This window comes from Pseudomonas sp. FG47, assembly GCF_057809115.1.
In genome coordinates this window covers 205,977-225,127 of sequence record NZ_JBMDJI010000002.1, presented here as the reverse complement: position 1 = coordinate 225,127, position 19,151 = coordinate 205,977, and the positions used below count along the sequence as shown (strand labels likewise).

27 protein-coding genes and 1 tRNA gene are annotated in these 19,151 nt (G+C 61.8%); 21 read left to right on the top strand and 7 right to left on the bottom strand.

What is annotated here, in order from left to right; genetic code table 11:
• Positions 1-273: 273 nt before the first annotated feature.
• The 9 genes from ACODS5_RS03860 to ssb all read left to right on the top strand — a co-directional run bounded on the left by ACODS5_RS03860 (position 274) and on the right by ssb (position 3,562).
• Positions 274-552, top strand: a complete 279-nt coding sequence (locus tag ACODS5_RS03860; RefSeq protein WP_489107952.1) for a hypothetical protein — start codon at positions 274-276, stop codon at positions 550-552.
• Positions 549-806, top strand: a complete 258-nt coding sequence (locus tag ACODS5_RS03855; protein WP_489107951.1) for a DUF551 domain-containing protein — start codon at positions 549-551, stop codon at positions 804-806. The genes ACODS5_RS03860 and ACODS5_RS03855 overlap by 4 nt, the downstream gene beginning before the upstream one ends.
• 20 nt (positions 807-826) lie before the next feature.
• The gene (locus ACODS5_RS03850) at positions 827-1,072 is read left to right on the top strand and encodes a hypothetical protein (RefSeq protein WP_489107950.1); all 246 of its coding nucleotides are present in this window, start codon (positions 827-829) and stop codon (positions 1,070-1,072) included.
• Positions 1,069-1,299, top strand: a complete 231-nt coding sequence (locus tag ACODS5_RS03845; RefSeq protein WP_489107949.1) for a hypothetical protein — start codon at positions 1,069-1,071, stop codon at positions 1,297-1,299. Before ACODS5_RS03850 ends, ACODS5_RS03845 begins: the two co-directional genes overlap by 4 nt.
• Positions 1,296-1,535, top strand: coding sequence for a hypothetical protein (locus tag ACODS5_RS03840; protein ID WP_489107948.1), 240 nt, complete (start codon positions 1,296-1,298; stop codon positions 1,533-1,535). The genes ACODS5_RS03845 and ACODS5_RS03840 overlap by 4 nt, the downstream gene beginning before the upstream one ends.
• Positions 1,536-1,655: 120 nt before the next feature.
• Complete coding sequence (locus ACODS5_RS03835) at positions 1,656-1,802, top strand: hypothetical protein (protein WP_489107947.1); 147 nt, start codon at positions 1,656-1,658, stop codon at positions 1,800-1,802.
• A 7-nt stretch (positions 1,803-1,809) separates the two neighbouring features.
• Positions 1,810-2,400, top strand: a complete 591-nt coding sequence (locus ACODS5_RS03830; RefSeq protein WP_489107946.1) for an ERF family protein — start codon at positions 1,810-1,812, stop codon at positions 2,398-2,400.
• Entirely contained in the window at positions 2,397-3,014 is a 618-nt protein-coding gene (locus ACODS5_RS03825; protein ID WP_489107945.1) for a 3'-5' exonuclease, read from the top strand. Before ACODS5_RS03830 ends, ACODS5_RS03825 begins: the two co-directional genes overlap by 4 nt.
• A gap of 62 nt (positions 3,015-3,076) precedes the next feature.
• Positions 3,077-3,562, top strand: coding sequence for a single-stranded DNA-binding protein (gene ssb / locus ACODS5_RS03820; protein ID WP_489107944.1), 486 nt, complete (start codon positions 3,077-3,079; stop codon positions 3,560-3,562).
• A 243-nt stretch (positions 3,563-3,805) separates the two neighbouring features.
• Here the strand turns inward: ssb and ACODS5_RS03815 are convergent, their stop codons facing one another.
• Positions 3,806-4,183: a hypothetical protein gene (locus ACODS5_RS03815; protein WP_489107943.1), complete on the bottom strand. Its 378-nt coding sequence runs from the start codon at positions 4,181-4,183 to the stop codon at positions 3,806-3,808.
• 111 nt (positions 4,184-4,294) lie between these two features.
• On the opposite strand from ACODS5_RS03815, the gene ACODS5_RS03810 reads away from it, so the two are divergent.
• Both ACODS5_RS03810 and ACODS5_RS03805 read left to right on the top strand, forming a co-directional pair.
• A complete protein-coding gene (locus ACODS5_RS03810; protein WP_489107942.1) occupies positions 4,295-4,888 on the top strand; it encodes a hypothetical protein in 594 nt (197 codons plus the stop codon).
• A 409-nt stretch (positions 4,889-5,297) separates the two neighbouring features.
• Positions 5,298-7,082, top strand: a complete 1,785-nt coding sequence (locus tag ACODS5_RS03805) for a DNA cytosine methyltransferase (protein WP_489107941.1) — start codon at positions 5,298-5,300, stop codon at positions 7,080-7,082.
• Positions 7,083-7,112: 30 nt separating this feature from the next.
• Here ACODS5_RS03805 and ACODS5_RS03800 read toward each other — a convergent pair whose 3' ends face one another.
• Both ACODS5_RS03800 and ACODS5_RS03795 read right to left on the bottom strand, forming a co-directional pair.
• Positions 7,113-7,748: a hypothetical protein gene (locus ACODS5_RS03800; RefSeq protein ID WP_489107940.1), complete on the bottom strand. Its 636-nt coding sequence runs from the start codon at positions 7,746-7,748 to the stop codon at positions 7,113-7,115.
• A gap of 278 nt (positions 7,749-8,026) precedes the next feature.
• Complete coding sequence (locus ACODS5_RS03795) at positions 8,027-8,197, bottom strand: hypothetical protein (RefSeq protein WP_167659500.1); 171 nt, start codon at positions 8,195-8,197, stop codon at positions 8,027-8,029.
• A 74-nt stretch (positions 8,198-8,271) separates the two neighbouring features.
• Here ACODS5_RS03795 and ACODS5_RS03790 point away from each other — a divergent pair, with 74 nt between their 5' ends.
• The 3 genes from ACODS5_RS03790 (at position 8,272) to ACODS5_RS03780 (ending at position 10,197) form a co-directional block, all read left to right on the top strand.
• Complete coding sequence (locus ACODS5_RS03790; RefSeq protein ID WP_134692819.1) at positions 8,272-8,595, top strand: hypothetical protein; 324 nt, start codon at positions 8,272-8,274, stop codon at positions 8,593-8,595.
• A gap of 297 nt (positions 8,596-8,892) precedes the next feature.
• Positions 8,893-9,129 carry a DUF4224 domain-containing protein gene (locus tag ACODS5_RS03785; protein ID WP_054903680.1) on the top strand — a complete coding sequence of 79 codons (237 nt, stop codon included), beginning with the start codon at positions 8,893-8,895 and terminating at the stop codon, positions 9,127-9,129.
• A 3-nt stretch (positions 9,130-9,132) separates the two neighbouring features.
• On the top strand, positions 9,133-10,197 hold the full coding sequence (locus ACODS5_RS03780) for a site-specific integrase (protein ID WP_489107939.1): 1,065 nt from the start codon (positions 9,133-9,135) through the stop codon (positions 10,195-10,197).
• Between the two features lie 100 nt (positions 10,198-10,297).
• Here ACODS5_RS03780 and ACODS5_RS03775 read toward each other — a convergent pair.
• Both ACODS5_RS03775 and sohB read right to left on the bottom strand, forming a co-directional pair.
• Positions 10,298-10,371: transfer RNA gene (locus ACODS5_RS03775), tRNA-Cys, on the bottom strand.
• A gap of 144 nt (positions 10,372-10,515) precedes the next feature.
• On the bottom strand, positions 10,516-11,532 hold the full coding sequence (gene sohB / locus ACODS5_RS03770; protein WP_134692816.1) for a protease SohB: 1,017 nt from the start codon (positions 11,530-11,532) through the stop codon (positions 10,516-10,518).
• Between the two features lie 199 nt (positions 11,533-11,731).
• Between sohB and ACODS5_RS03765 the strand changes: the two genes are divergently transcribed.
• The 4 genes from ACODS5_RS03765 to ACODS5_RS03750 all read left to right on the top strand — a co-directional run bounded on the left by ACODS5_RS03765 (position 11,732) and on the right by ACODS5_RS03750 (position 14,877).
• On the top strand, positions 11,732-12,445 hold the full coding sequence (locus ACODS5_RS03765) for a histidine phosphatase family protein (RefSeq protein WP_489107938.1): 714 nt from the start codon (positions 11,732-11,734) through the stop codon (positions 12,443-12,445).
• A 54-nt stretch (positions 12,446-12,499) separates the two neighbouring features.
• Positions 12,500-12,817 carry an SCP2 sterol-binding domain-containing protein gene (locus ACODS5_RS03760; RefSeq protein ID WP_023630010.1) on the top strand — a complete coding sequence of 106 codons (318 nt, stop codon included), beginning with the start codon at positions 12,500-12,502 and terminating at the stop codon, positions 12,815-12,817.
• Positions 12,818-13,014: 197 nt separating this feature from the next.
• On the top strand, positions 13,015-14,082 hold the full coding sequence (locus ACODS5_RS03755) for a phosphotransferase family protein (protein WP_489107937.1): 1,068 nt from the start codon (positions 13,015-13,017) through the stop codon (positions 14,080-14,082).
• Positions 14,083-14,109: 27 nt separating this feature from the next.
• Positions 14,110-14,877: an SDR family oxidoreductase gene (locus tag ACODS5_RS03750; protein WP_134692813.1), complete on the top strand. Its 768-nt coding sequence runs from the start codon at positions 14,110-14,112 to the stop codon at positions 14,875-14,877.
• An 83-nt stretch (positions 14,878-14,960) separates the two neighbouring features.
• Here the strand turns inward: ACODS5_RS03750 and ACODS5_RS03745 are convergent, their stop codons facing one another.
• Both ACODS5_RS03745 and ACODS5_RS03740 read right to left on the bottom strand, forming a co-directional pair.
• Positions 14,961-15,782, bottom strand: a complete 822-nt coding sequence (locus ACODS5_RS03745; RefSeq protein ID WP_489107936.1) for a class I SAM-dependent methyltransferase — start codon at positions 15,780-15,782, stop codon at positions 14,961-14,963.
• Positions 15,783-15,861: 79 nt separating this feature from the next.
• Positions 15,862-16,212: a hypothetical protein gene (locus ACODS5_RS03740; protein WP_134692811.1), complete on the bottom strand. Its 351-nt coding sequence runs from the start codon at positions 16,210-16,212 to the stop codon at positions 15,862-15,864.
• Positions 16,213-16,394: 182 nt separating this feature from the next.
• Here ACODS5_RS03740 and ACODS5_RS03735 point away from each other — a divergent pair, with 182 nt between their 5' ends.
• The 3 genes from ACODS5_RS03735 to ACODS5_RS03725 all read left to right on the top strand — a co-directional run bounded on the left by ACODS5_RS03735 (position 16,395) and on the right by ACODS5_RS03725 (position 19,102).
• Positions 16,395-16,580: a hypothetical protein gene (locus ACODS5_RS03735; protein WP_134692810.1), complete on the top strand. Its 186-nt coding sequence runs from the start codon at positions 16,395-16,397 to the stop codon at positions 16,578-16,580.
• Between the two features lie 72 nt (positions 16,581-16,652).
• Positions 16,653-17,036 (top strand): glycine zipper domain-containing protein, encoded by a 384-nt coding sequence (locus tag ACODS5_RS03730; RefSeq protein WP_134692809.1) that lies wholly within the window; start codon positions 16,653-16,655, stop codon positions 17,034-17,036.
• A gap of 236 nt (positions 17,037-17,272) precedes the next feature.
• Positions 17,273-19,102 (top strand): SLC13 family permease, encoded by a 1,830-nt coding sequence (locus ACODS5_RS03725; RefSeq protein WP_489107935.1) that lies wholly within the window; start codon positions 17,273-17,275, stop codon positions 19,100-19,102.
• The last annotated feature ends 49 nt before the right edge of the window (positions 19,103-19,151 follow it).

The following is a 19,151-nucleotide window of genomic DNA, read 5'->3' as shown; positions in this document are numbered from 1 at the left end:
CCCGCATCCCCTTCTTGAGTGCCGCTGCGATTCCAGCGTGCGATCACTGGAGGACTCGCCATGTAACAGGACAGCGCGCCGAGGCCTTCCAGCTCGGCACTGCCTTAGAGAGCAGCACTCTTGATGAAAGCCCGGGCAATCCTCGGGCTTTCACGCTTCGCATCCCCTTCCCTTCACATACGACCGCATTGGCAGGCGCCAGGCCACCTTTCACGGTGGGTTTGGTCACCCGCGCCTGGCTCCTGGCCAATGCGGTTGCCGAGGATCACCAAAATGCACCACTGCACCGAAACCCAGGCTGTATGTCGGGGCTGCGGCCTCAAGCTGCGTGGCTCGCCTTCGTGGAAAGGCGGGCTGGCCTATCACCCCGACCCGAAAGGCGAAGTGCATAGCTGCCACTACGGTGGCTGGGTCTGCTCGCGGCGCTGCGACATCAAGGCCTGCGTTGAGCTGGAAGGAACCATGCCCGGGTGTGGCGGCGTGAACAGCTTCGAGCGCCTTTCGCCCTACGCCAAAGAGAGCATCAACCGCCATTGGCCGGAGGCGGCATGAGCGGCTGGATCAAGTGCAGCGACAGGCTGCCGGAAATCAAAGACGACTCTGTCCTGGCCTATGCCGATGGCACATCACCGCACGCCGGTCGTCACGCCTGGCCCGCAGGAGGCATGGACATGGTCCACATCGAAGATTACTTCGGCGATGTCACCGCCGGGCTGGATGAGGCTGGCAACCAGCTCTACACGAAGATGTACCTGAGCAATGGCGTCACCCACTGGCAGCCCCTCCCTTCCCCACCCACCGAGTAACCCACCACCTGGAGGCGACCATGGGCAGGGAGCACGAGCTTTACGCGGATAGCGCCCAGGCCCGCGAAATGGATCGCCGATTCACGGGCGACTCCTCCTGGGTGGATGTCGACTCAAGGCAGGCCAAGGCCAACAACCGCGCCTGGCTACAGATGATCCGCGAGCAGGAAGAACACCACCGCAACCAGATGCGCGGGAAGATCGCCGCGGCGGTTGATCAGATCGGAAACCGACGGGGCTACATGGGCCCAAGGAGGCCGCAGTGAACAAAAAGACCAGGCAGGACGTTGTCGACATCATCGAATCACGGTTCACGGCGATCTGCGCGTCGTTTAGCGACACCCTGCGCGGCGAACTGGAAATGGCGATCGACTTGGCCGGGCTAACTGACGCCATCGGCATGGATCAGCAGCGAAACTACAAGGAGCGCCTGATCAGGATCATTGATCGCAACAGCCAGCAGCTGCTTGAGGCGCTCGGGAGGATTGCATGAACGGTTATCGAAAGCCCGATATCTACACCGACGCCGACTGGGACATGGTTCAGGGATACATGCGCGGTAGTAGCGGCCTGTCGATGGAGCGCGCCACCGCAGCATACAAACACGGCTGGATGAATGGCCGCGATGATCGCGACGGAATGCCGCGCGAGCGTGCGAATGTTCTGATCCGCAGGGCAAACATGATTCCTGGCATCACTCCGATGAGTGAAATCGGTGCAGCGCCATGACCGCCTACCAGCGCGCACGCCGGTTCGCCTTATGGCGCGGCAGCCTGATAACCCTTTCTCTCTGCACCGCCTGGATGCTTGCCAGCGCCTACGCCGACCGCATCACCTCCTGAGGCAACCATGAGCACAACACCCCGCCTGGCCGTCCAGCTTGACTGGATGACGGTCGGCTCGTTCTCACCTGAGCTGTACCAGGGCGACGAGCGCAAAGAGTACGAAGACGAAGCAGCGCGCATTCAGCGCCAGTGGGACAACCAACCGAATTGAGGTAGCCATGAGCGTCTATAAGAAGCTCCAGGAGGCGCGTTGCGAAATGCAGCGCATGACTCTCACCAAGTCTGGCGAGAACAAATTCGCCAAGTACTTCTACTTTGAGTTGGGCGATTTTCTGCCCGCTATCAACGACCTGTTTCGTGAAAAAGGGCTGTGCGGGGTGATCTCGTTCACTGCCGACCTGGCCACGCTTAAGGTTGTCGATGTCGAGGACGGAGCTTTCATCGAATTCACCAGCCCGATGGGGCGAGCCGATCTGAAAGGCTGTCATGAGGTGCAGAACATTGGCGCCGTTGAGACGTACCAGCGCCGATATCTGTACGTAACGGCGCTTGAGATCGTTGAGCACGACGCGCTTGAGCCTGTCACTGGTAGCCAGCCGACTAACGACGTCAGAGCAATTGGTCAACCAGACTGGACTGGATTGATGGCTGACATTGCCCAAGCAAGAACTATGGAAGATCTCAAGCCTGCGTTCGACAAGGCTATCTCTGCCGCCAAGGCCGCAGGAAACAAGAACATGGCCACCAGCTTCACCAAGGCCAAGGACAAGCGAAAAGCTCAACTTTCCCCTCAGGAGCAATCGGCATGAATGCCTTAATTTTCGACGGTGAAACCACTGGCTTCAACGAGCCTCACTTGGTTGAGGCCGCCTGGCTGCAACTTGCAGCTATCCCAGGGCTGCCAGTGGCCGGCGAATTCCTGCAGCGCTATAAGCCGGGCAAGCCGATCGAGCTCGGCGCCCTGGCCACTAGCCACATCCTTGATGAGGAACTGGCAGATTGCCCGGATCACAGCGAGTTCCAGCTGCCTAACGAGATCGAGTACCTGGTCGGACACAACGTCGATTACGACTGGGGTGTCATTGGTCGGCCAGAGATCAAGCGGATCTGCACCGCAGCCCTGAGCCGTCGATTGTGGCCAGACGCCGACTCCCACTCGCAGTCGGCGATGATCTACCTGCACTACCGCAGCGAAGCGCCAGGCCTGTTGCGCAATGCCCACGCCGCCCTGGACGACGTGAAGAACTGCCGCCTTCTGCTGATCAAGATCCTCGACGTCCTGGCTGCCGAGTTGGGCCGCCCGGTGGCCGACTGGGAAGAACTCTGGGCCATCTCCGAAGACGCCCGCATCCCAACCGTAATCGGCTTCGGCAAGCACCGCGGCGCCAAGTTCAGCGACCTGCCAGCCGACTACCGCCGCTGACTGCTCAACCAACCTGACCTTGACCCGTTCGTTCGCAAAGCACTGCAGCGCTAGGAGACACCATGGCCCGCGGAGTAAACAAAGTCATCCTGGTCGGCACCTGCGGCCAGGACCCGGAGGTCCGCTACCTACCCAACGGCAATGCGGTCACCAATCTGAGCCTGGCCACCAGCGAGGCCTGGACCGATAAACAGACCGGCCAGAAGGTCGAAAAGACTGAATGGCACCGCGTTGTGCTGTTCGGGAAGATCGCGGAGATCGCCGGCGAGTACGCCCGCAAGGGCTCGCAGATCTACATCGAAGGCAAGCTGCAGACCCGTGAGTGGGAGAAGGAAGGCATCAAGCGCTACACCACTGAGGTGCACGTCGACATGCGCGGCACGATGCAGCTGCTCGGCAGTAAGCCGCCGGGACAGCAGGCCGGACAGATGCCTGATCGGCAGCCTCGACAACAGCGCCCTGCGCCCCAGCAGAGCCAGCAGCCGGCGCCGCCAGACTTCGACGGCGACATCCCATTCGCCCCTCTTCACCACCTCGCGGGGGCATAGCCATGCACTGCCGCGAATCGATGGACCCTCTGACCGTCATCAAGTACGCCGCGATGATGGCCGCTTGCAGCAGACAGCCATGGGCCGTCTACATGCAGCAGGGCAAGAGGCTGGTGGCCAATCCGTACCGGGGCAAGCAAACAGACCTGGTGGAGGTGTGCCGACCATGAACCGCATCACCGCACGCGTCCGGCACGGCCGGCGCCAGCAACACATCAATCTGCCGCCCAGCGGGATGCATCGTCATTGCAATGGCAAGCGATTAATGATGTCTGCGCCTTTTGTCGCGATATTTATGAGCTTCTCCATGATCGAAGCGGCTTTATCGGCATGCCCAACGTACCCCCAAAGCCGCGATTTTTTCACTACCTGTTCAGCGGAGACGCTAGGGTTTCCTTGCTGCCGGTTCAACTCAAGCAGCAGGTGCAGCACATCTTCTTTAGGTGTATCCACTGGAAGCCCGATGTGCTCATAAAGCGTTACCGGATCTCGCTCGTTGAAGAACTTTTGCACATCAATGAATTGCCCACCATTGACTTCTATATCAATGGTGGAGCCGTGTGAAACTTCAATTGCCGTACCAACATTGATCATCTTTGGATTGTTAATTCTTATTGCCATAGCTTTGCACTCCCATGTGCACTCCGCCGGTCACCCGTAATACCCCATCCCACCCCAAATTGCCACCATGCCGCCACCAGCACGGAGGGCGGCGCATGCATGGAGAAAGCCATGAGCGATACCGAAGCCAGCCCGAGTCTGGCAACCGGCCACCCGATGAGCGCAGACACCTGGACGGACTTCGTTGCCCGCCTCCGCCACCACTGCAACGGCCAGGGCGTGAAGTGGCACCACACGGCCTGCGCGCTGTTCACCGTGCAGCAGAAGCGAATCGACTACGGCTATGAGACCGACTACGCCGAGGGCCTGGTCGTCTGCTTGGAGGACAGGCGCTGGTTCAATCCAGTGGATTACTGGAATGACCTCGACGAGGAAGAACAGCAGGAAATCAATCAGGTCGTTCAGGGTAACCACGAGTGTGATTTCCTCGACCTGGATACGGATGACCAGTGGGAGTTCCTGGCCGAACTCGACGACCATACCGTCGCCGGCTGGAACAAACACTGGGAAATCGTGAACAGCCACTTCACCAAGGAAGCGGCCGAAGCGTTCATTCGCCGCAAACAGCACGACTACCCAGAGCTGCGGGTTTACGTCGAGTCGCAGTACTACGCCTGGGAGTTCGAAGCCATCAAGGCCGCGATCCTCGACGGCACGCTGGTCTACCAGCCAAAGCCAGCAACTGATGACGCTACCGCCGCCTGACCATCCCGCGCTGCCCGCCATCTGCTCAACCCTGGCCTGAAGACTCAGGCCTACGGCAGTACTTCTCATGCTCCTGCTGGGAATAGCAACCCTGGTCGCAGTTTAGATAGTTATCCCAGCTCGTGCCCCAAATTCGGACTCCAGCAACCGCAGTAAGCACAAAGCCCCAAGCCCAGGGCTGAGGGGTCCAGGCAGCCATAACCATGCTTGCAGCGACAATGGCGATACCACCCCACCATCGTTGCCTCTTCGAGAATTTCGAAACCACTGCCCGCTCTCCCTGCAAATAAGCGGCGAAGCATACCACTCGCTTAACTGAGCCACATACGGCGCTGCCCGCCAGCGCCTTCCCCTATTCAACGATAACGCCGACCCGGCGAGGGCGGCGCCTGCCTGCAAGGACCACAACATGACCTGTATGACCTCCCTCGCCCTGCCCTTCGAAAAGGAGCTGGTTGTCGATCTCTTCGCCGGCGGCGGCGGCGCCAGCAGCGGCATCGCTGAGGCGTACCGCGAACCGGATGTGGCGGTAAACCACAACCCAATCGCCCTCGCCGTGCATCGCGCCAACCACCCGCAGACCGAGCACTACGTGGCGGACGTTTTCGAAGTTGACCCTGTGTTGGCTACCAAGGGGCAGCCGGTCGGTATCCTGTGGGCTTCTCCAGACTGCCGCCACCACAGCAAGGCCAAGGGCGGAAAGCCTCGCAACCGCAAGATTCGGGGCCTGGCTTGGGTGATCATTCGCTGGGCGTTCCAGACCAGCCCGCGCCTGATCTTCCTCGAAAACGTGGAGGAGTTCGCCGACTGGGGGCCGCTCGACGGCGAAGGACGGCCGATCAAGGCCGAGAAAGGCAGGACGTTCCAGGCCTTCGTGAACGTGCTAGGCAACGGGATACCCGAGGATCACCCGGACCTGCCGGAGATCTTGGCCGAGATCGGCGACCACGTGCCAAAGGAAGCCCTGGTGCGAGGCTTGCGCTACAACTTCGAGCACCAGGTGCGCGTCGCGGCAGACCAGGGCACGCCAACGATCCGCAAACGGCTGTACGGCATCGCCCGGCGCGATGGCAAGCCCATCGTGTGGCCGGCGCCGACGCATCACAAGAATCCCGGCAAGGGCCAGAAGGCCTGGCGGTCCGCCGCCGAGTGCATTGACTGGGAGTTGCAGGGCCGCACGATCTTCCGCGAAGACGCTCTGGTGGAAAACACCATGAACCGCATCGCCAAGGGCCTGTGGCGACATACCCTAGCCTGCAACGACCCGTTCATTGTCCCGCTGCGCGGCACCTCGAAGTCGCACACCAGCACGCACAGCGTCGCAGATCCGGTTTCCACCATCAGCGGCGGAGGCACCCACCACGCCCTGGTTCAGCCAACAATGGCCGTGGCCGGCTGCCTCACAGAGCACGCCAACGGATCGACGCAGCGAACCTTCGACGCCGAAGAGCCGCTCCGGACACAGGTAGCCCAGGTCAAGGGCGGCCACTTCGCGTTGATCACCGCCAACTTGGTCACGCTGCGCAGCGGCTGCGTAGGTGCGCCAATGGACAATCCGGTCGGCTGCATCACCCAGAGCGGCGGGCACCACGCCATTGCTTCAGCCCACCTCGAGCAGGCAAACGGAGGGTTCTACAAGGGCGATGGCCGCAGCGCGGTCGATCCGTTCTCGACGATCCTGGGCAAGGGCTCCAATCAGCGTCTGGTCACGGCCTACATGGTCAAGTACTACGGCGCGGAGAAGGACGGCATCTCTATGCGAGATCCGGTGCACACCATCCCGTCGAAAGACCGCATGGCCGTAGTAGAGGTGGTGCAACTGCATAGCCACACGCTGACCGACGAGCAGCTGGTCGGCGCCCGAAAGTGCGCAGCCTTCCTCCGCAAGTATCTGCCCCAGCACTTCACCGCAGACGCCGATGTGGTGATGGTTGGCGGCTATGTGATGGCAGACATCACGCTGCGCATGCTCAAGCCGCACGAGCTGAAGCGCGCTCAGGGCTTCCGGGCCGACTACATCATCGACCGCGGGCTGTTCCTCGACGAGGAAACCGGCCAGACATACTGGAAAGCAATTTCAGGCGTCGACCAGGTGAAGCTGCTGGGCAATAGTGTCTGCAAGGACGAAGCCCGGGCGCTGGTGGAAGCCAACGCTTCAGACCTCATCAAGCTCTACCAGCGCCTGGCAGCATGATTACACGCCTTCATGTTGCCTGAGAGAGTTTCACAGGCTCTTCGACATCGGGATGCCAACACCCACTTTATATGCGAGTTTCGATGCGTAAGAACCATCTAAATCGAATCCATACTTCTGGAATAGCGGAACAAGATCTCTATGCGCAGCTGTCAAAAGGATGTTTTCACACTCAAGATCCTGCGCCTTTTCCTCTAAAGCAAGCATGAAGCTATCCATCAGGCCCAAGCCCTTATGCGTCTGATGCTCATAGCGCCGTTTGCGTTCTGGGATAGGCTTGTACGGGTCTTGAAAGTTGACATCAAGCAAGACCAAATCATTTGGATGAGTCCACGCGACAATGACCTCTGCGCACGTAGTGTCCTCGACATCATCAGCGACATCAACCAAAACTGCCAGAATGTCCCGTAGAAATGGCTGCTTAAATTTCTTCTCGATCACCCTATAGAGCAGAGGATTCCCCATATGGCTCCCCATTTGCTGAGGATCAACCTTGTACAGCTGCCTAGTCACGATCTGATGCCAGATTGTCATTCCTAACTGCGATATATCGTCTGGTTTCCGCTCAATCAATCTATCTATTTCCTCAAGACCATATTCATCAACTGAGGCATTAGGAAACCTTCGCTGAACAACGTCAAAATCGAAGAAACCAGCAAGAGACATGAGCACTCCCCATCGTCGAAGTAAAAGTACATCCGCTGCCCTCTCAAGGTAGCACATACCTCCGCCGTATTAGCCAGCCACTCTCCGCAAGAGCACATCTGTACTCCACCCCGCTGTAACCCCTCTCCCCTCTATTCACTGCCGCGAGTGCGGCCGGTTCGTCGATAAGAGCCGCTGGCTGCTCAAGACCTCCGCATGGGCACAGCGCGGCCAACGCCCACTGTGCGCGCCCTGCTTCGACGAATACGATTTCGACTACTAACCCCTCCCCCAACTGCTCAAGCCCGCCGGCGAAATCCTGCAGCTAGTAGTACAAGGCCTGGCACCAACAAGCCAATCGCGGTGTAACCGAAAGCAGCCTGCCCAGATGCTCCGATAGCGGCGAATGCAGCGCCGATCGAAATCAGTGGCGCAGCAACGAAGTAGAACGGTTTGGCTGTCTTGCCCATATCGATCCTCCTGTTTGATCAACCCTTTTAACACATGAGCCCGCCGACATGCGCGGGCATGGAGAGCTATTGCCATGACGAAAGAAGAACTGGCCAGTTTGCCCGAGAAGATCCGGATCGCCACCGAAGCCGGCACGTCTGCCGCAAATGAATGCCAGGACGACGGCGGCAGCGCCAACCTGGACCGGGTTGTCATACCGCTGCGCGGCATGCGCGCCAGCCTGATCAAGGACCTGCCAGGTGATGTTTACCCGGCCAGCACCTACCACCCACGCGGCCTGCACCTATCGGCGCCGTTCGCCGGCATCGGCAACCGTCGGTACGCCGGCGTCCAGGCCATGTACCAGTCACTCAAAGACCAGGGCGTCGACTGCTACGTCTACTACCAGCTCGATTGACCACAAACCTGCCGCCACCGGCGGCGTGGAGAGAACTATGCCCTACGCACTACTCAGAGACTTATCGATCAAGGAGATCGACATCACACATCAGGACTTCGGATGGTGCATCGACAGTGCCGGAGTTCGACATGCTGCACCACGAGTTCACAGCTCACGGGAGGCGGCCATGGCTCAGGGCCGCGCGCTTCTGTGGCACCAGGAACAAGTATTCGCCCAGTCACTGATATTGCACGAACGCAGAAAAGCGAACGTCGCAGATTACTGAGCCGCAACCGGCGGCGTGGAGGCCATCCCATGGAACATGCAAGCGAGTTCCTCGACGAGGAAGAGGTGGTGCGGGTGACCGGCTACCAGCTCCCGAGCAAACAGATCGCGTGGCTGGCCAACAATGGCTGGCAGTACACGCTCACCCGGGCCAGGCGGCCCATTGTCGGCCGGGTATACGCCAGGCTCAAGATGGCAGGCGTCAAGCCAACGGCAACGAATGCCACGGCTGAAACATGGACATTGGACTTATCGCGCGTGGGGTAGAAGGTGCGCCATAGAAAAAAGGAAAACCGTGACCTGCCGGAGCGCATGCTTCGGCGGGCCCGGAAAAGGAAAGGCGGGAAAATTTGGGTTGCGTACTACTACTGCGGTAGGGACGCGGACGGAAGGAGGGTCGAAATCCCTTTGGGGCAGGACCTGGCAGAAGCCAAGCTGGAGTGGGCGCGCCTGGAGCAGAAGGCAAGGCCTAAGGTTATGGCAACGATGGGCGAGCTGTTCGATCGGTATGAGCGGGACATCATCCCGACGAAAGCGCCGCGCACTCAGAAAGACAACAAGTACGAGCTGGAGCGCCTGCGCAATGCGTTCGGTGACGCGCCGATCGAGGCCGTCAGCCCGCCGGTCGTCGCCCAGTACCGCGACGCCCGCACCGCGAAGACTCGGGCAAATCGGGAGATCGCCCTGTTATCGCACGTTTTTACCATGGCCATGGAGTGGGGCTTCGCCGAGCGAAACCCCTGCCTGGCGGTTCGCCGCAACAAAGAGAAGGTCCGCGACTTCTACGCGGCCGACGAGATCTGGGATGCGGTGTACGCCGAAGGCGACCAGGGCCTTAAGGACGCCATGGACCTGGCCTACCTGGCCGGCCAGCGCCCTGCCGACACGCTGAAGTTCAGCACGGTCGACCTCGACGAGGACTACTTGTGGGTCGACCAGAACAAGACCGATAAGAAGTTGCGAATTCGCCGGCACGTGAATGGCGTACTGACCGGCCTGGGCCTGTTCATCGAGGCGCTGCTTGAACGGCGCAAACTGCAGGGCGTGCGCAATTCACGCCTGATCACCAATGACGCGGGCCTGCGCATGAGCTGGGAAATGCTGCGCAACCGCTTCGCAGAAGCGCGGGACAAGGCAGCGAGGAAGCTCGCTACCGATGGCAACGCTGACCTGGCCGCCAAGGTTCGTCAGTTTCAGTTCCGCGACATCCGCCCGAAGGCTGCCTCGGAGATCGAGGATATCAGCCACGCCAGCCGATTGCTGGGGCACTCGAAAGAAGAGATCACCAAGCGGGTTTATCGCCGCGTGGGCGAGGTTGTGAGCCCAACGAAATAGGCAGGGGTTGCGGAACACATACCAAAAGTTGCGGAACACTTTGCATTTCCTGCCCGCAAAGAAAAACCCCGCAGACCTAGATCTGCGGGGTTTCGAATAGTGGAGGCCGAGGTCGGAATCGAACCGGCGTAGACGGATTTGCAATCCGGAGCATAACCACTTTGCTACTCGGCCTCAAAGTCGGAGTCAGCTTTCGCTATCTCCTTGAAACCGCTGAACTTTTTCAAGTCAGCTGCGTTTCGATGGAGGCCATTATGTCGGCATTCGAATCACCTTGCAACCCCCTTGAAGAAAAAAATCTTCAAGGGCTTCAAGGTGTTAGCGCAAGCGACCAAGCTTGCTCCACAGCCCCACCACGGTATTCTCCACCGCGCCGCTGGCCGCCATGCCGATTCGCTCCTGCAGGCTCTTGCGTTCAGCAAAGCGCAGGTGGAACACATTGGCCTCGCGAGCACTGCGGCTCAGGTATTCGTCGCTGGTGCCCAGCTCGTCGACCAACTGGCGGTTCAGCGCGGCGATACCCAGCCACACTTCACCGGTGGCCACTTCGTCGATGTGCAACTGCGGGCGGTAGCGGGCGACGAAGTCCTTGAACAGCTTGTGGGTGATGTCGAGGTCTTCCTGGAACTTCTCCCGGCCCTTGTCGGTGTTCTCGCCGAACACGGTCAGGGTGCGCTTGTACTCGCCCGCGGTGAGCACCTCGAAATCGATGTCGTGCTTTTTCAGCAGGCGGTTGACGTTGGGCATCTGCGCTACCACGCCGATGGAACCGAGCACGGCGAACGGCGCGCTGACGATCTTCTCGCCGATGCAGGCCATCATGTAACCGCCACTGGCGGCGACCTTGTCAATGCAAATGGTCAGCGGGATGCCGGCTTCGCGGATGCGCGCCAGTTGCGAGGCGGCCAGGCCGTAGCTGTGCACCAGGCCACCGCCGCTCTCCAGGCGCAGCACCACCTCGTCACGCGGGGTGGCCAGGGTCAGCAGCGCGGTGATCTCGTTGCGCAGGCTCTCGGTGGCCGAGGCCTTGATGTCGCCGTCGAAATCGAGGACGAACACCCGGCGCTTGTCCTCGGGCTTTTTCTTCTGCTGTTTTTCCGCCTTGGCCTGCTGCTTGCGCACAGCCTTGAGCTGGGCCTTGTCGAGCAGGCCCGACTCCAGGCGCTCGCGCAGTTCCTTGTAGAACTCGTTGAGGCGGGTGACCTGCAGTTGCCCGCCCGGCTTGCGCCGCCCTTTGCCACGCAGGCCGGCGATGGCCGACAGCACCACCAGGATGGCAATCACCAGGGTGGCGGTTTTGGCGAGAAAGCTTGCGTATTCGGCAAGAAACTCCACATTGACTCCTTGATAAACCAGCGCCGCAAGGACGCGAACTGGATGCAAGCATACCGGGGCGCCAGAGCCGCTGCCAGCGGGTGAAAATGCTGGCAACACAGTTCAAACGACCTTTTCAAACGCTTGTATGTTTTTTCGTTGACAGCCTGCCTGGGGCAACCTAACCTCGCAGCAACCTCCAACCGGGCCGGACTTCAACGTGGGCAATCTCTACCTGATCCGACATGGCCAAGCCTCCTTTGGTGCCGCCGACTACGACGTGCTGTCGCCTGTAGGCAAACGTCAGAGCCAGGCGCTGGGTGAACACCTCGCCCAACTGGGCCTGCGCCTGGACCGCTGTGTGGCCGGCACCTTGCGTCGCCAGCAGGACACCGCCCGCCTGGCCCTGGATGCGCTGCATGGCCATGGCAACCCGATCCCGGCCATTGAGACCGATGCGGCTTTCAACGAGTTCGACGCCGATGGCGTGATCCGCGCCCTGCTCCCGCGCCTGCTGCCTGAAGAGCCTGAAGCCCTGCATGTACTGCGCAACGGCGCCCAGCACCGCAGCGAGTTCCAGCGCCTGTTCGCCCTGATGGTGCAGCGCTGGCACGACGGCGACCATGACCACGACGACCGCCTGGAAACCTGGCAGTCCTTCACTGGCCGGGTAGGCGCTGGCCTGGAGCGCCTGCTCGCCAGCGCCGCCAGCGGCGACAACATTGCCCTGTTCACCTCCGGCGGCACCATCGCCGCCCTGCTCCACCTGATTACCGGAATCACGCCGGCTCAGGCGTTCAGCCTGAACTGGCAGATCATCAATACGTCGCTCAGCCACCTGAAGTTCCGTGGCCGCGACGTGACACTGGCTTCCTTCAACAGCCAGGCCCATGTGCAGCTGTTGCGGTTGCCGGAGCTCATCACCTACCGATGAGCCCGGTCTGTTGTGTCCTTGCGGACGCGAAAATCACTTAACAAGGAATACACCATGAGCGATGTAGCTAAAGCCGTCGAGGCGATGAAAGCAAAATTCAACCCGGCAGCGGCCGCCGGCCTGGACCTGGTGTTCGGCTTCAACATCACCGACGAAGACAAGCACTACGCCCTGCTGGTCAAGGACGGCACCTGCGAGATCCAGGAAGGCGAGAACGCCGACGCCAACTGCACCCTGGTAATGGACAGCGAAACCCTCAAGGGCATCGTCAGCGGTGACACCGACGGCATGCAGGCCTTCATGGGCGGCAAGCTGCGCGTCGAAGGCGACATGATGCTGTCGATGAAGCTCAGCGAGCTGTTCCCGGCCTGATTGGCGCGGTAGATCGCCAATGAAAAAGACCGAAGCCTGATGCGCTTCGGTTTTTTTTCGCCCGCGCAAAGCCCGTCCATCAGGGCCATTGATCGGCCGGCAACACCCAGGCCAATAAGCGTCTGGCACGCTTGTACCAGCTTCGACAGGAAATTAGATTAGCCAATAGTCCTTGCTATCGATCATAAGGAAATCGCATGACGCTCACCGACCAGTCCACCCAGGTACGCCCCGGCGAAGAACTCGACGCGGCCGTCATCGATCCTTACCTCAAGGGTCATGTACCTGGCCTGCAGGGCAGCCCGACCATCAGCCAGTTTCCGGGTGGCGCCTCGAACCTGACCTACCTGGTGGCCTACCCGGGCAAGGAACTCGTCCTGCGCCGCCCGCCCTTCGGCCACAAGGCCAAGTCGGCCCACGACATGGGCCGCGAATTCCGTATTCTCAACCAGCTCAATGCCGGTTTCCCCTATTGCCCCAAGGCCTACGTGCACTGCACCGATGAAGCGCTGATCGGCGGCGAGTTCTACGTGATGGAGCGGGTCAACGGCATCATCCTGCGCTCGGACATCCCTGCCGAACTCGATCTGGACGCCGGTCGCACCGAGGCGCTGTGCAAAAGCTTCATCGATCGCCTGGTCGAGCTGCACCAGGTGGACTACCAGGCATGCGGCCTGGCCGACCTGGGCAAACCGGAAGGTTATGTGCAGCGCCAGATCGAAGGCTGGGCCAGCCGCTATGAAAAAGCCCTGACCCCCGACGCGCCGCGCTGGGAACAGGTTATCGCCTGGCTACGCGAGAAGATGCCCACCGACCACCCGCGCCCGGGCATCGTGCATAACGACTACCGCTTCGACAATGTCATCCTCGACAGCACCAACCCGATGCGCATCATCGGTGTATTGGACTGGGAAATGGCCACCATCGGCGACCCGCTGATGGACCTGGGCAACAGCCTGGCCTACTGGATCGAGGCCGGCGACCCGGCGCCGGTGCAACTGATGCGCCGCCAGCCGAGCAACGCCCCCGGCATGCTCACCCGCCAGCAATTCGTCGACTACTACGCCGAGCGGGCGGGCATCCGTATCGACAACTTCGACTTCTATTACTGCTACGGCCTGTTCCGCCTGGCCGGCATCGTCCAGCAGATCTACTACCGCTTCTTCCACGGCCAGACCCAGGACAAGCGCTTCGCCCAGTTCATCCACATGAACAAGCTGCTGGAGCACATGAGCCTGCAACTGATCGGCAAATCCAGCCTGTAACTTCGGCAGACAACAAGGAATACGCGCATGTCCAAGACCCACCTGTTCGACCTCGACGGCAAGATCGCCTTCGTTTCCGGTGCCAGCCGCGGCATCGGCGAAGCCATTGCCCACCTGCTGGCCCAACAGGGCGCCCATGTGATCGTCTCCAGCCGCAAGCTCGACGGCTGCCAGCAGGTGGCCGAGGCCATCATCGCGGCAGGTGGCAAGGCCACTGCGGTGGCCTGCCACATCGGCGAGATGGAGCAGATCCAGCAGGTGTTCGCCGGCATCCGCGAACAGTTCGGGCGCCTGGATATCCTGGTCAACAACGCCGCGACCAACCCGCAGTTCTGCAACGTGCTGGACACCGACCTGGGCGCGTTCCAGAAGACCGTGGATGTGAATATCCGCGGTTACTTCTTCATGTCGGTGGAGGCCGGCAAGCTGATGCGCGAGCACGGCGGCGGCAGCATCATCAACGTGGCCTCGATCAACGGCGTGTCGCCAGGGCTGTTCCAGGGCATCTACTCGGTGACCAAGGCGGCGGTGATCAACATGACCAAGGTCTTCGCCAAGGAGTGCGCGCAGTTCGGTATCCGCTGCAACGCCCTGCTGCCGGGCCTGACCGACACCAAGTTCGCCTCCGCGCTGGTGAAGAACGACAGTATCCGCAACGCCGCCCTGCAGCAGATCCCGCTCAAGCGCGTCGCCGACCCGAGCGAGATGGCCGGCGCGGTGCTGTACCTGGCCAGCGCGGCGTCCAGCTATACCACGGGCACCGCGCTCAATGTCGACGGTGGCTTCCTGTCCTGATTAGCGCCGACCGGGGCTGCTGCGCAGCCCTTTCGCCGGCGAGCCGGCTCCTACAGGGCAGCGTGCGCCTTCGGGAGCGCGCCCTACCCCTTGACCGCCTGCAGCGTATAGCTCAGCGGTAACCGCCAGGGCGCCTCGTTCAGGCGCCACTCGCCGTCATCGCCCAGCGTCATCTGCCCCGGCAATGCCTCCCACGGGATGGACTGGTGCTCCTCCAGGCCAGTGATGCGCATACCCTGCTTGAGCAACGCGGTAATCACCTCGCCCAGGCCGTGGTTCCACTCATGGGTCTCGGTATGGGCCAGGGCCTGGTCGGTGTCGACGTAGGTCTGGTCGCTGACCCACACGGTGGGCGCTTCGCGTTCGAAGTATGGGTATTCCAGCTGCAAACGGTCCTCGTGGTCCTCATTGACCGCCATCAGCATCGGGTGGCCATCGCGCAGGAACAAGCGCCCACCCGGCTTGAGCAAGGCCGCCACGGTACGCGCCCAACGCTCGATGCTGGGCAGCCAGCACAAGGCACCGATACCGGTGTAGACCAGGTCGAAAGAAGCGGCCGGCAGTACCTGCGCCGCCAGGTAGACATCCGCCTCGACATACCCGATGTAGGCACCGCAACGTTGGGCAAGGGTTCGCGCCTGGGCCAGCGACGCCGAGGAGAAGTCCAGGCCGCAGACCTCAGCGCCCAGGCGTGCCAACGACAAGGTGTCGGTGCCGATATGGCACTGCAGATGCACCGCGCGCTGGCCGCGGATATCGCCCAGGCGCGGCAGGTCGAAGCGCACCACTTCGGAAAGGTGCCCAGGGTTGGCCACGAAGCATTCGACTTCATAGTCCTTCGACGCCGCGTGCAGCGGCGCGCGCTCATCCCAACTGGCGCGGTTGAGCTCCTGTGATCGGCTCATGCGATGCTTTCCTTGTCGTGATCAGGTCAGGCGCAACGGTAACCGCCCTTGACGTATACGGCAACCAGCCGCGCGCCCATTACAAGCAGGTAGCCGCCGCTGCCCGACGCTGCAGCGCCACACCGTCGTCGTGCTGCGCGTAGTAGTCCACTCGCGTCCCGGCGGCCTGGGCATAGACATCGACGAACGACTCCGCTTCCCGGGTATACACGGTGAAGCCACCTTGCTTGCGCGCTTCAAGGTAGCCGCTGGCATCGACGCCAAAGGTCTTCTCTTCCTGCCAGCTGAACTGGATGCATTGGGCGACCACATCCGGGGTCTTGTGCGAAGCCAGCTGTGCAGTTGGCGCCCCATTGCGCGCCGCTTCCATGGTCGACGACGCACAGCCCAGCAACAACAGCGCCGCAGTCATCGGCAAAATCGCTCGCATGTTCGATCCTCGAAAAAAAGAAAGCGACTCTAGCACTGGCGCCCATGCTGCGCGCGGCATTTTGCAGCAACGACCACTCATCAGCAGCGCGGCAATTTTTTGCGTGCCAGAGAACCAAATCGATCGAATCCGGTCCTATCAGTTACCCCGTAAACCTTTGCGGATCAAGGACCTATAACCTGATGAAGCGCCTTGCAAGCCTTTCGCTGATCACTGCCGTGCTGCTACTGGGCGGTTGCTACAGCCACCACTACCACGATGACGACGATGGCTGGCGCGACCGTGATCGCGGCCACCGTCATCACCATCGCCACGACCGCGGCGACGATGACGACAACCGTCAATACCGTGACCGTTACTGGCGCTGAAGCGTCTTTGCCCCCTGACTGGCCGCCTACCTGCGGCACCCTACCCTGATGATTCCCCTGAGGTTCCTGAACATGCGTCTGACTTTGCCTTCCCTCGCCCTCGGCCTTCTGCTGTGCCAGGGCGCCTTTGCCGGTGACGGCACTGCTGCCATCGGTGGCGGCCTGGGCGGCGCCCTGGGCAACGTCGTCGGCAAACAGATCGGCGGCAGCACCGGCGCGGCCATCGGCGCCGGCCTGGGTGGCGCGGCCGGTAGCGCCGTCGGCGCACGCAAGGGCAACCGCACCGAAGCCGCGATTGGCGGCGGCCTGGGTTCGGCGGGCGGCTCGCTGATCGGCGGCAAGCTCGGCGGCTCCAACGGCTCGACCATCGGTGCCGGCCTGGGCGGCGCGGCCGGCGGCGCGATCGGCAACCACATGGGCGACAACAACCGCAAGCACAAGCGTCACCGTCACTGAGCAGCAGCGTAACGGCCGTGCCGCGCTCCAAGCAGGAGCCGGCCCTGCCGGCGGCCACCGACGCAGCCGGTGCCATGCTCCGCGGAGCCGGGTTCGCCAGCAAGGCTGGCTCCTACTAGCTCCCCACCTGCAATCAACGGGCAAAACACTGCAGCACGTCAACGACGCATTCGCGTCAAGCTGCCACACTTGGGCCATAACCTTACGTGCCCCGTGTGAAGGAACACCCCCTCCCCATGAACCATGAGCTGCTCTGGGTCCTCGGTCTGCTGGCCGTTGTCGTCTGCCTGTTCATCATCAACCGCCCGCGCATGGATGTGGTCGCCCTGATGGTGATCCTCGCCCTGCCGCTGTCGGGCATCCTCACCGTGGAACAGGCCCTGGCCGGTTTCAGCGACCCCAACGTGGTGCTGATCGCCGCGCTGTTCGTGATCGGCGAAGGGTTGGTGCGCACCGGTATCGCCTACCGCATCGGCGAGTGGATGAGCGAGCGCGCCGGCAACAGCGAGGCACGCCTGCTGGTGCTGCTGATGGTCGCGGTGGCTGGGCTCGGTTCGGTGATGAGCTCCACCGGCGTAGTGGCGATCTTCATCCCGGTGGTGCTGAGCATCGCCGCGCGCCTGCAACTGTCGCCCAGCCGGCTGATGATGCCGCTGAGCTTCGCCGGCCTGATCAGCGGCATGCTCAGCCTGGTGGCCACGCCCCCGAACGTGGTGGTGCACAGCGAGCTGATGCGCCACGGCGAGGCCGGCTTCGGCTTCTTCAGCTTCACCCCCTTCGGCCTGGTGGTGCTGGTGCTTGGCATCGGCTACATGCTGCTGACCCGCCACTGGCTCAACGGCGAGGTGCGCAAGGACGGCCGAGTGGAAAGCCGGCGCACCCTGCTCGACCTGGTCCTGGACTACAAGCTCAATGGCCGCGAACGGCGCCTGCGCATCCGCCCGCATTCACCCTTGATCGGCCATACCCTGGGCGAACTGGAACTGCGCACCCGCCATGGCGCCAATGTGATCGGCATCGAACGCCAGCACAAATTCACCACCCGGGTGATCGCCGCCGATTCCGGCACCCTGCTGCAACAAGGCGACGTGCTGCTGCTCGACCTGTTCGCCAATCGCGACGACCTGCGCAGCCTGTGCCAGGCCATGCTGCTCGAGCCCCTGCACTTCAAGGCGGCCTATTTCATCGACCAGTCCCAGGAACTGGGCATGGCCGAGATTTCCCTGCCACCAGGCTCGCAGTTGATCGGCAGAAGCATCCTGGAGCTGACCTTCCGCACCCGCTACGACCTCAACGTGGTAGGCCTGCGCCGCGACCAAGTGGCCATCGAGGGCCCCTTGGTTGAAGAAAAACTGCGCCTGGGCGACACCTTGCTGGTGGTCGGCCCGTGGAAGGCGGTGCGGCAACTGCAAGGCAAGCCGCGCGACTTCCTGGTGTTGAGCCTGCCGGCGGAGATCGACCAGGTGGCCCCGGCACGTACCCGCGCGCCGTTCGCGCTGCTGAGCCTGGCGGTGATGGTCGGTTTGATGGTCAGCGGCCTGGTGCCCAACGTCATCGCCGCGCTGATCGGTTGCCTGCTGATGGGCGCCGGGCGCTGCATCGACATGAACAGCGCCTACCGCGCCATCCACTGGCAAAGCCTGGTGCTGATCGTCGGCATGCTGCCCTTTGCTTTGGCCCTGCAAAAAACCGGGGGCATCGATATGGCGGTCGGTGCGCTGGTCGGCCTGCTTGGTGGCGCCGGCCCGGGGGTGATTCTCGCCTGCCTGTTTGCCGTCACGGCTGTGATCGGCCTGTTCATCTCCAACACTGCCACCGCCGTGCTGATGGCACCGGTGGCGGTGAGCACCGCGCAACAGTTGGGCATGTCGCCCTACCCGTTCGCCATGACCGTGGCCCTGGCGGCTTCGGCGGCGTTCATGACGCCGGTGTCCTCGCCCGTGAATACCCTGGTGCTGGGGCCGGGGCAGTACCGCTTCGCCGACTTCGTCAAGATCGGCGTGCCTTTCACCGTGCTGGTGATGCTGGTCACGGTGCTGATGGTGCCCTGGGTGTTCGGGTTGTAAACCGGCGCCAAATCTTCGCCGTTCGCGGCGAATTGACATCAAATGCCGA

Bases quoted from the DNA above. Each gene is read 5' to 3' on its own strand.
- ACODS5_RS03850 (WP_489107950.1), top strand. From the start codon at position 827: ATGGGCAGGGAGCACGAGCTTTACGCGGATAGCGCCCAGGCCCGCGAA.
- ACODS5_RS03740 (WP_134692811.1), bottom strand. From the start codon at position 16,212: ATGCGAGCGATTTTGCCGATGACTGCGGCGCTGTTGTTGCTGGGCTGT.
- ACODS5_RS03730 (WP_134692809.1), top strand. From the start codon at position 16,653: ATGCGTCTGACTTTGCCTTCCCTCGCCCTCGGCCTTCTGCTGTGCCAG.
- ACODS5_RS03825 (WP_489107945.1), top strand. From the start codon at position 2,397: ATGAATGCCTTAATTTTCGACGGTGAAACCACTGGCTTCAACGAGCCT.
- ACODS5_RS03725 (WP_489107935.1), top strand. From the start codon at position 17,273: ATGAACCATGAGCTGCTCTGGGTCCTCGGTCTGCTGGCCGTTGTCGTC.
- ACODS5_RS03840 (WP_489107948.1), top strand. From the start codon at position 1,296: ATGAACGGTTATCGAAAGCCCGATATCTACACCGACGCCGACTGGGAC.
- ssb (WP_489107944.1), top strand. From the start codon at position 3,077: ATGGCCCGCGGAGTAAACAAAGTCATCCTGGTCGGCACCTGCGGCCAG.
- ACODS5_RS03805 (WP_489107941.1), top strand. From the start codon at position 5,298: ATGACCTGTATGACCTCCCTCGCCCTGCCCTTCGAAAAGGAGCTGGTT.
- ACODS5_RS03750 (WP_134692813.1), top strand. From the start codon at position 14,110: ATGTCCAAGACCCACCTGTTCGACCTCGACGGCAAGATCGCCTTCGTT.
- ACODS5_RS03760 (WP_023630010.1), top strand. From the start codon at position 12,500: ATGAGCGATGTAGCTAAAGCCGTCGAGGCGATGAAAGCAAAATTCAAC.
- ACODS5_RS03815 (WP_489107943.1), bottom strand. From the start codon at position 4,183: ATGGCAATAAGAATTAACAATCCAAAGATGATCAATGTTGGTACGGCA.
- ACODS5_RS03735 (WP_134692810.1), top strand. From the start codon at position 16,395: ATGAAGCGCCTTGCAAGCCTTTCGCTGATCACTGCCGTGCTGCTACTG.
- ACODS5_RS03790 (WP_134692819.1), top strand. From the start codon at position 8,272: ATGACGAAAGAAGAACTGGCCAGTTTGCCCGAGAAGATCCGGATCGCC.
- ACODS5_RS03745 (WP_489107936.1), bottom strand. From the start codon at position 15,782: ATGAGCCGATCACAGGAGCTCAACCGCGCCAGTTGGGATGAGCGCGCG.
- ACODS5_RS03800 (WP_489107940.1), bottom strand. From the start codon at position 7,748: ATGTCTCTTGCTGGTTTCTTCGATTTTGACGTTGTTCAGCGAAGGTTT.
- ACODS5_RS03855 (WP_489107951.1), top strand. From the start codon at position 549: ATGAGCGGCTGGATCAAGTGCAGCGACAGGCTGCCGGAAATCAAAGAC.
- ACODS5_RS03795 (WP_167659500.1), bottom strand. From the start codon at position 8,197: ATGGGCAAGACAGCCAAACCGTTCTACTTCGTTGCTGCGCCACTGATT.
- ACODS5_RS03860 (WP_489107952.1), top strand. From the start codon at position 274: ATGCACCACTGCACCGAAACCCAGGCTGTATGTCGGGGCTGCGGCCTC.
- ACODS5_RS03835 (WP_489107947.1), top strand. From the start codon at position 1,656: ATGAGCACAACACCCCGCCTGGCCGTCCAGCTTGACTGGATGACGGTC.
- ACODS5_RS03785 (WP_054903680.1), top strand. From the start codon at position 8,893: ATGGAACATGCAAGCGAGTTCCTCGACGAGGAAGAGGTGGTGCGGGTG.
- ACODS5_RS03830 (WP_489107946.1), top strand. From the start codon at position 1,810: ATGAGCGTCTATAAGAAGCTCCAGGAGGCGCGTTGCGAAATGCAGCGC.
- ACODS5_RS03755 (WP_489107937.1), top strand. From the start codon at position 13,015: ATGACGCTCACCGACCAGTCCACCCAGGTACGCCCCGGCGAAGAACTC.
- ACODS5_RS03810 (WP_489107942.1), top strand. From the start codon at position 4,295: ATGAGCGATACCGAAGCCAGCCCGAGTCTGGCAACCGGCCACCCGATG.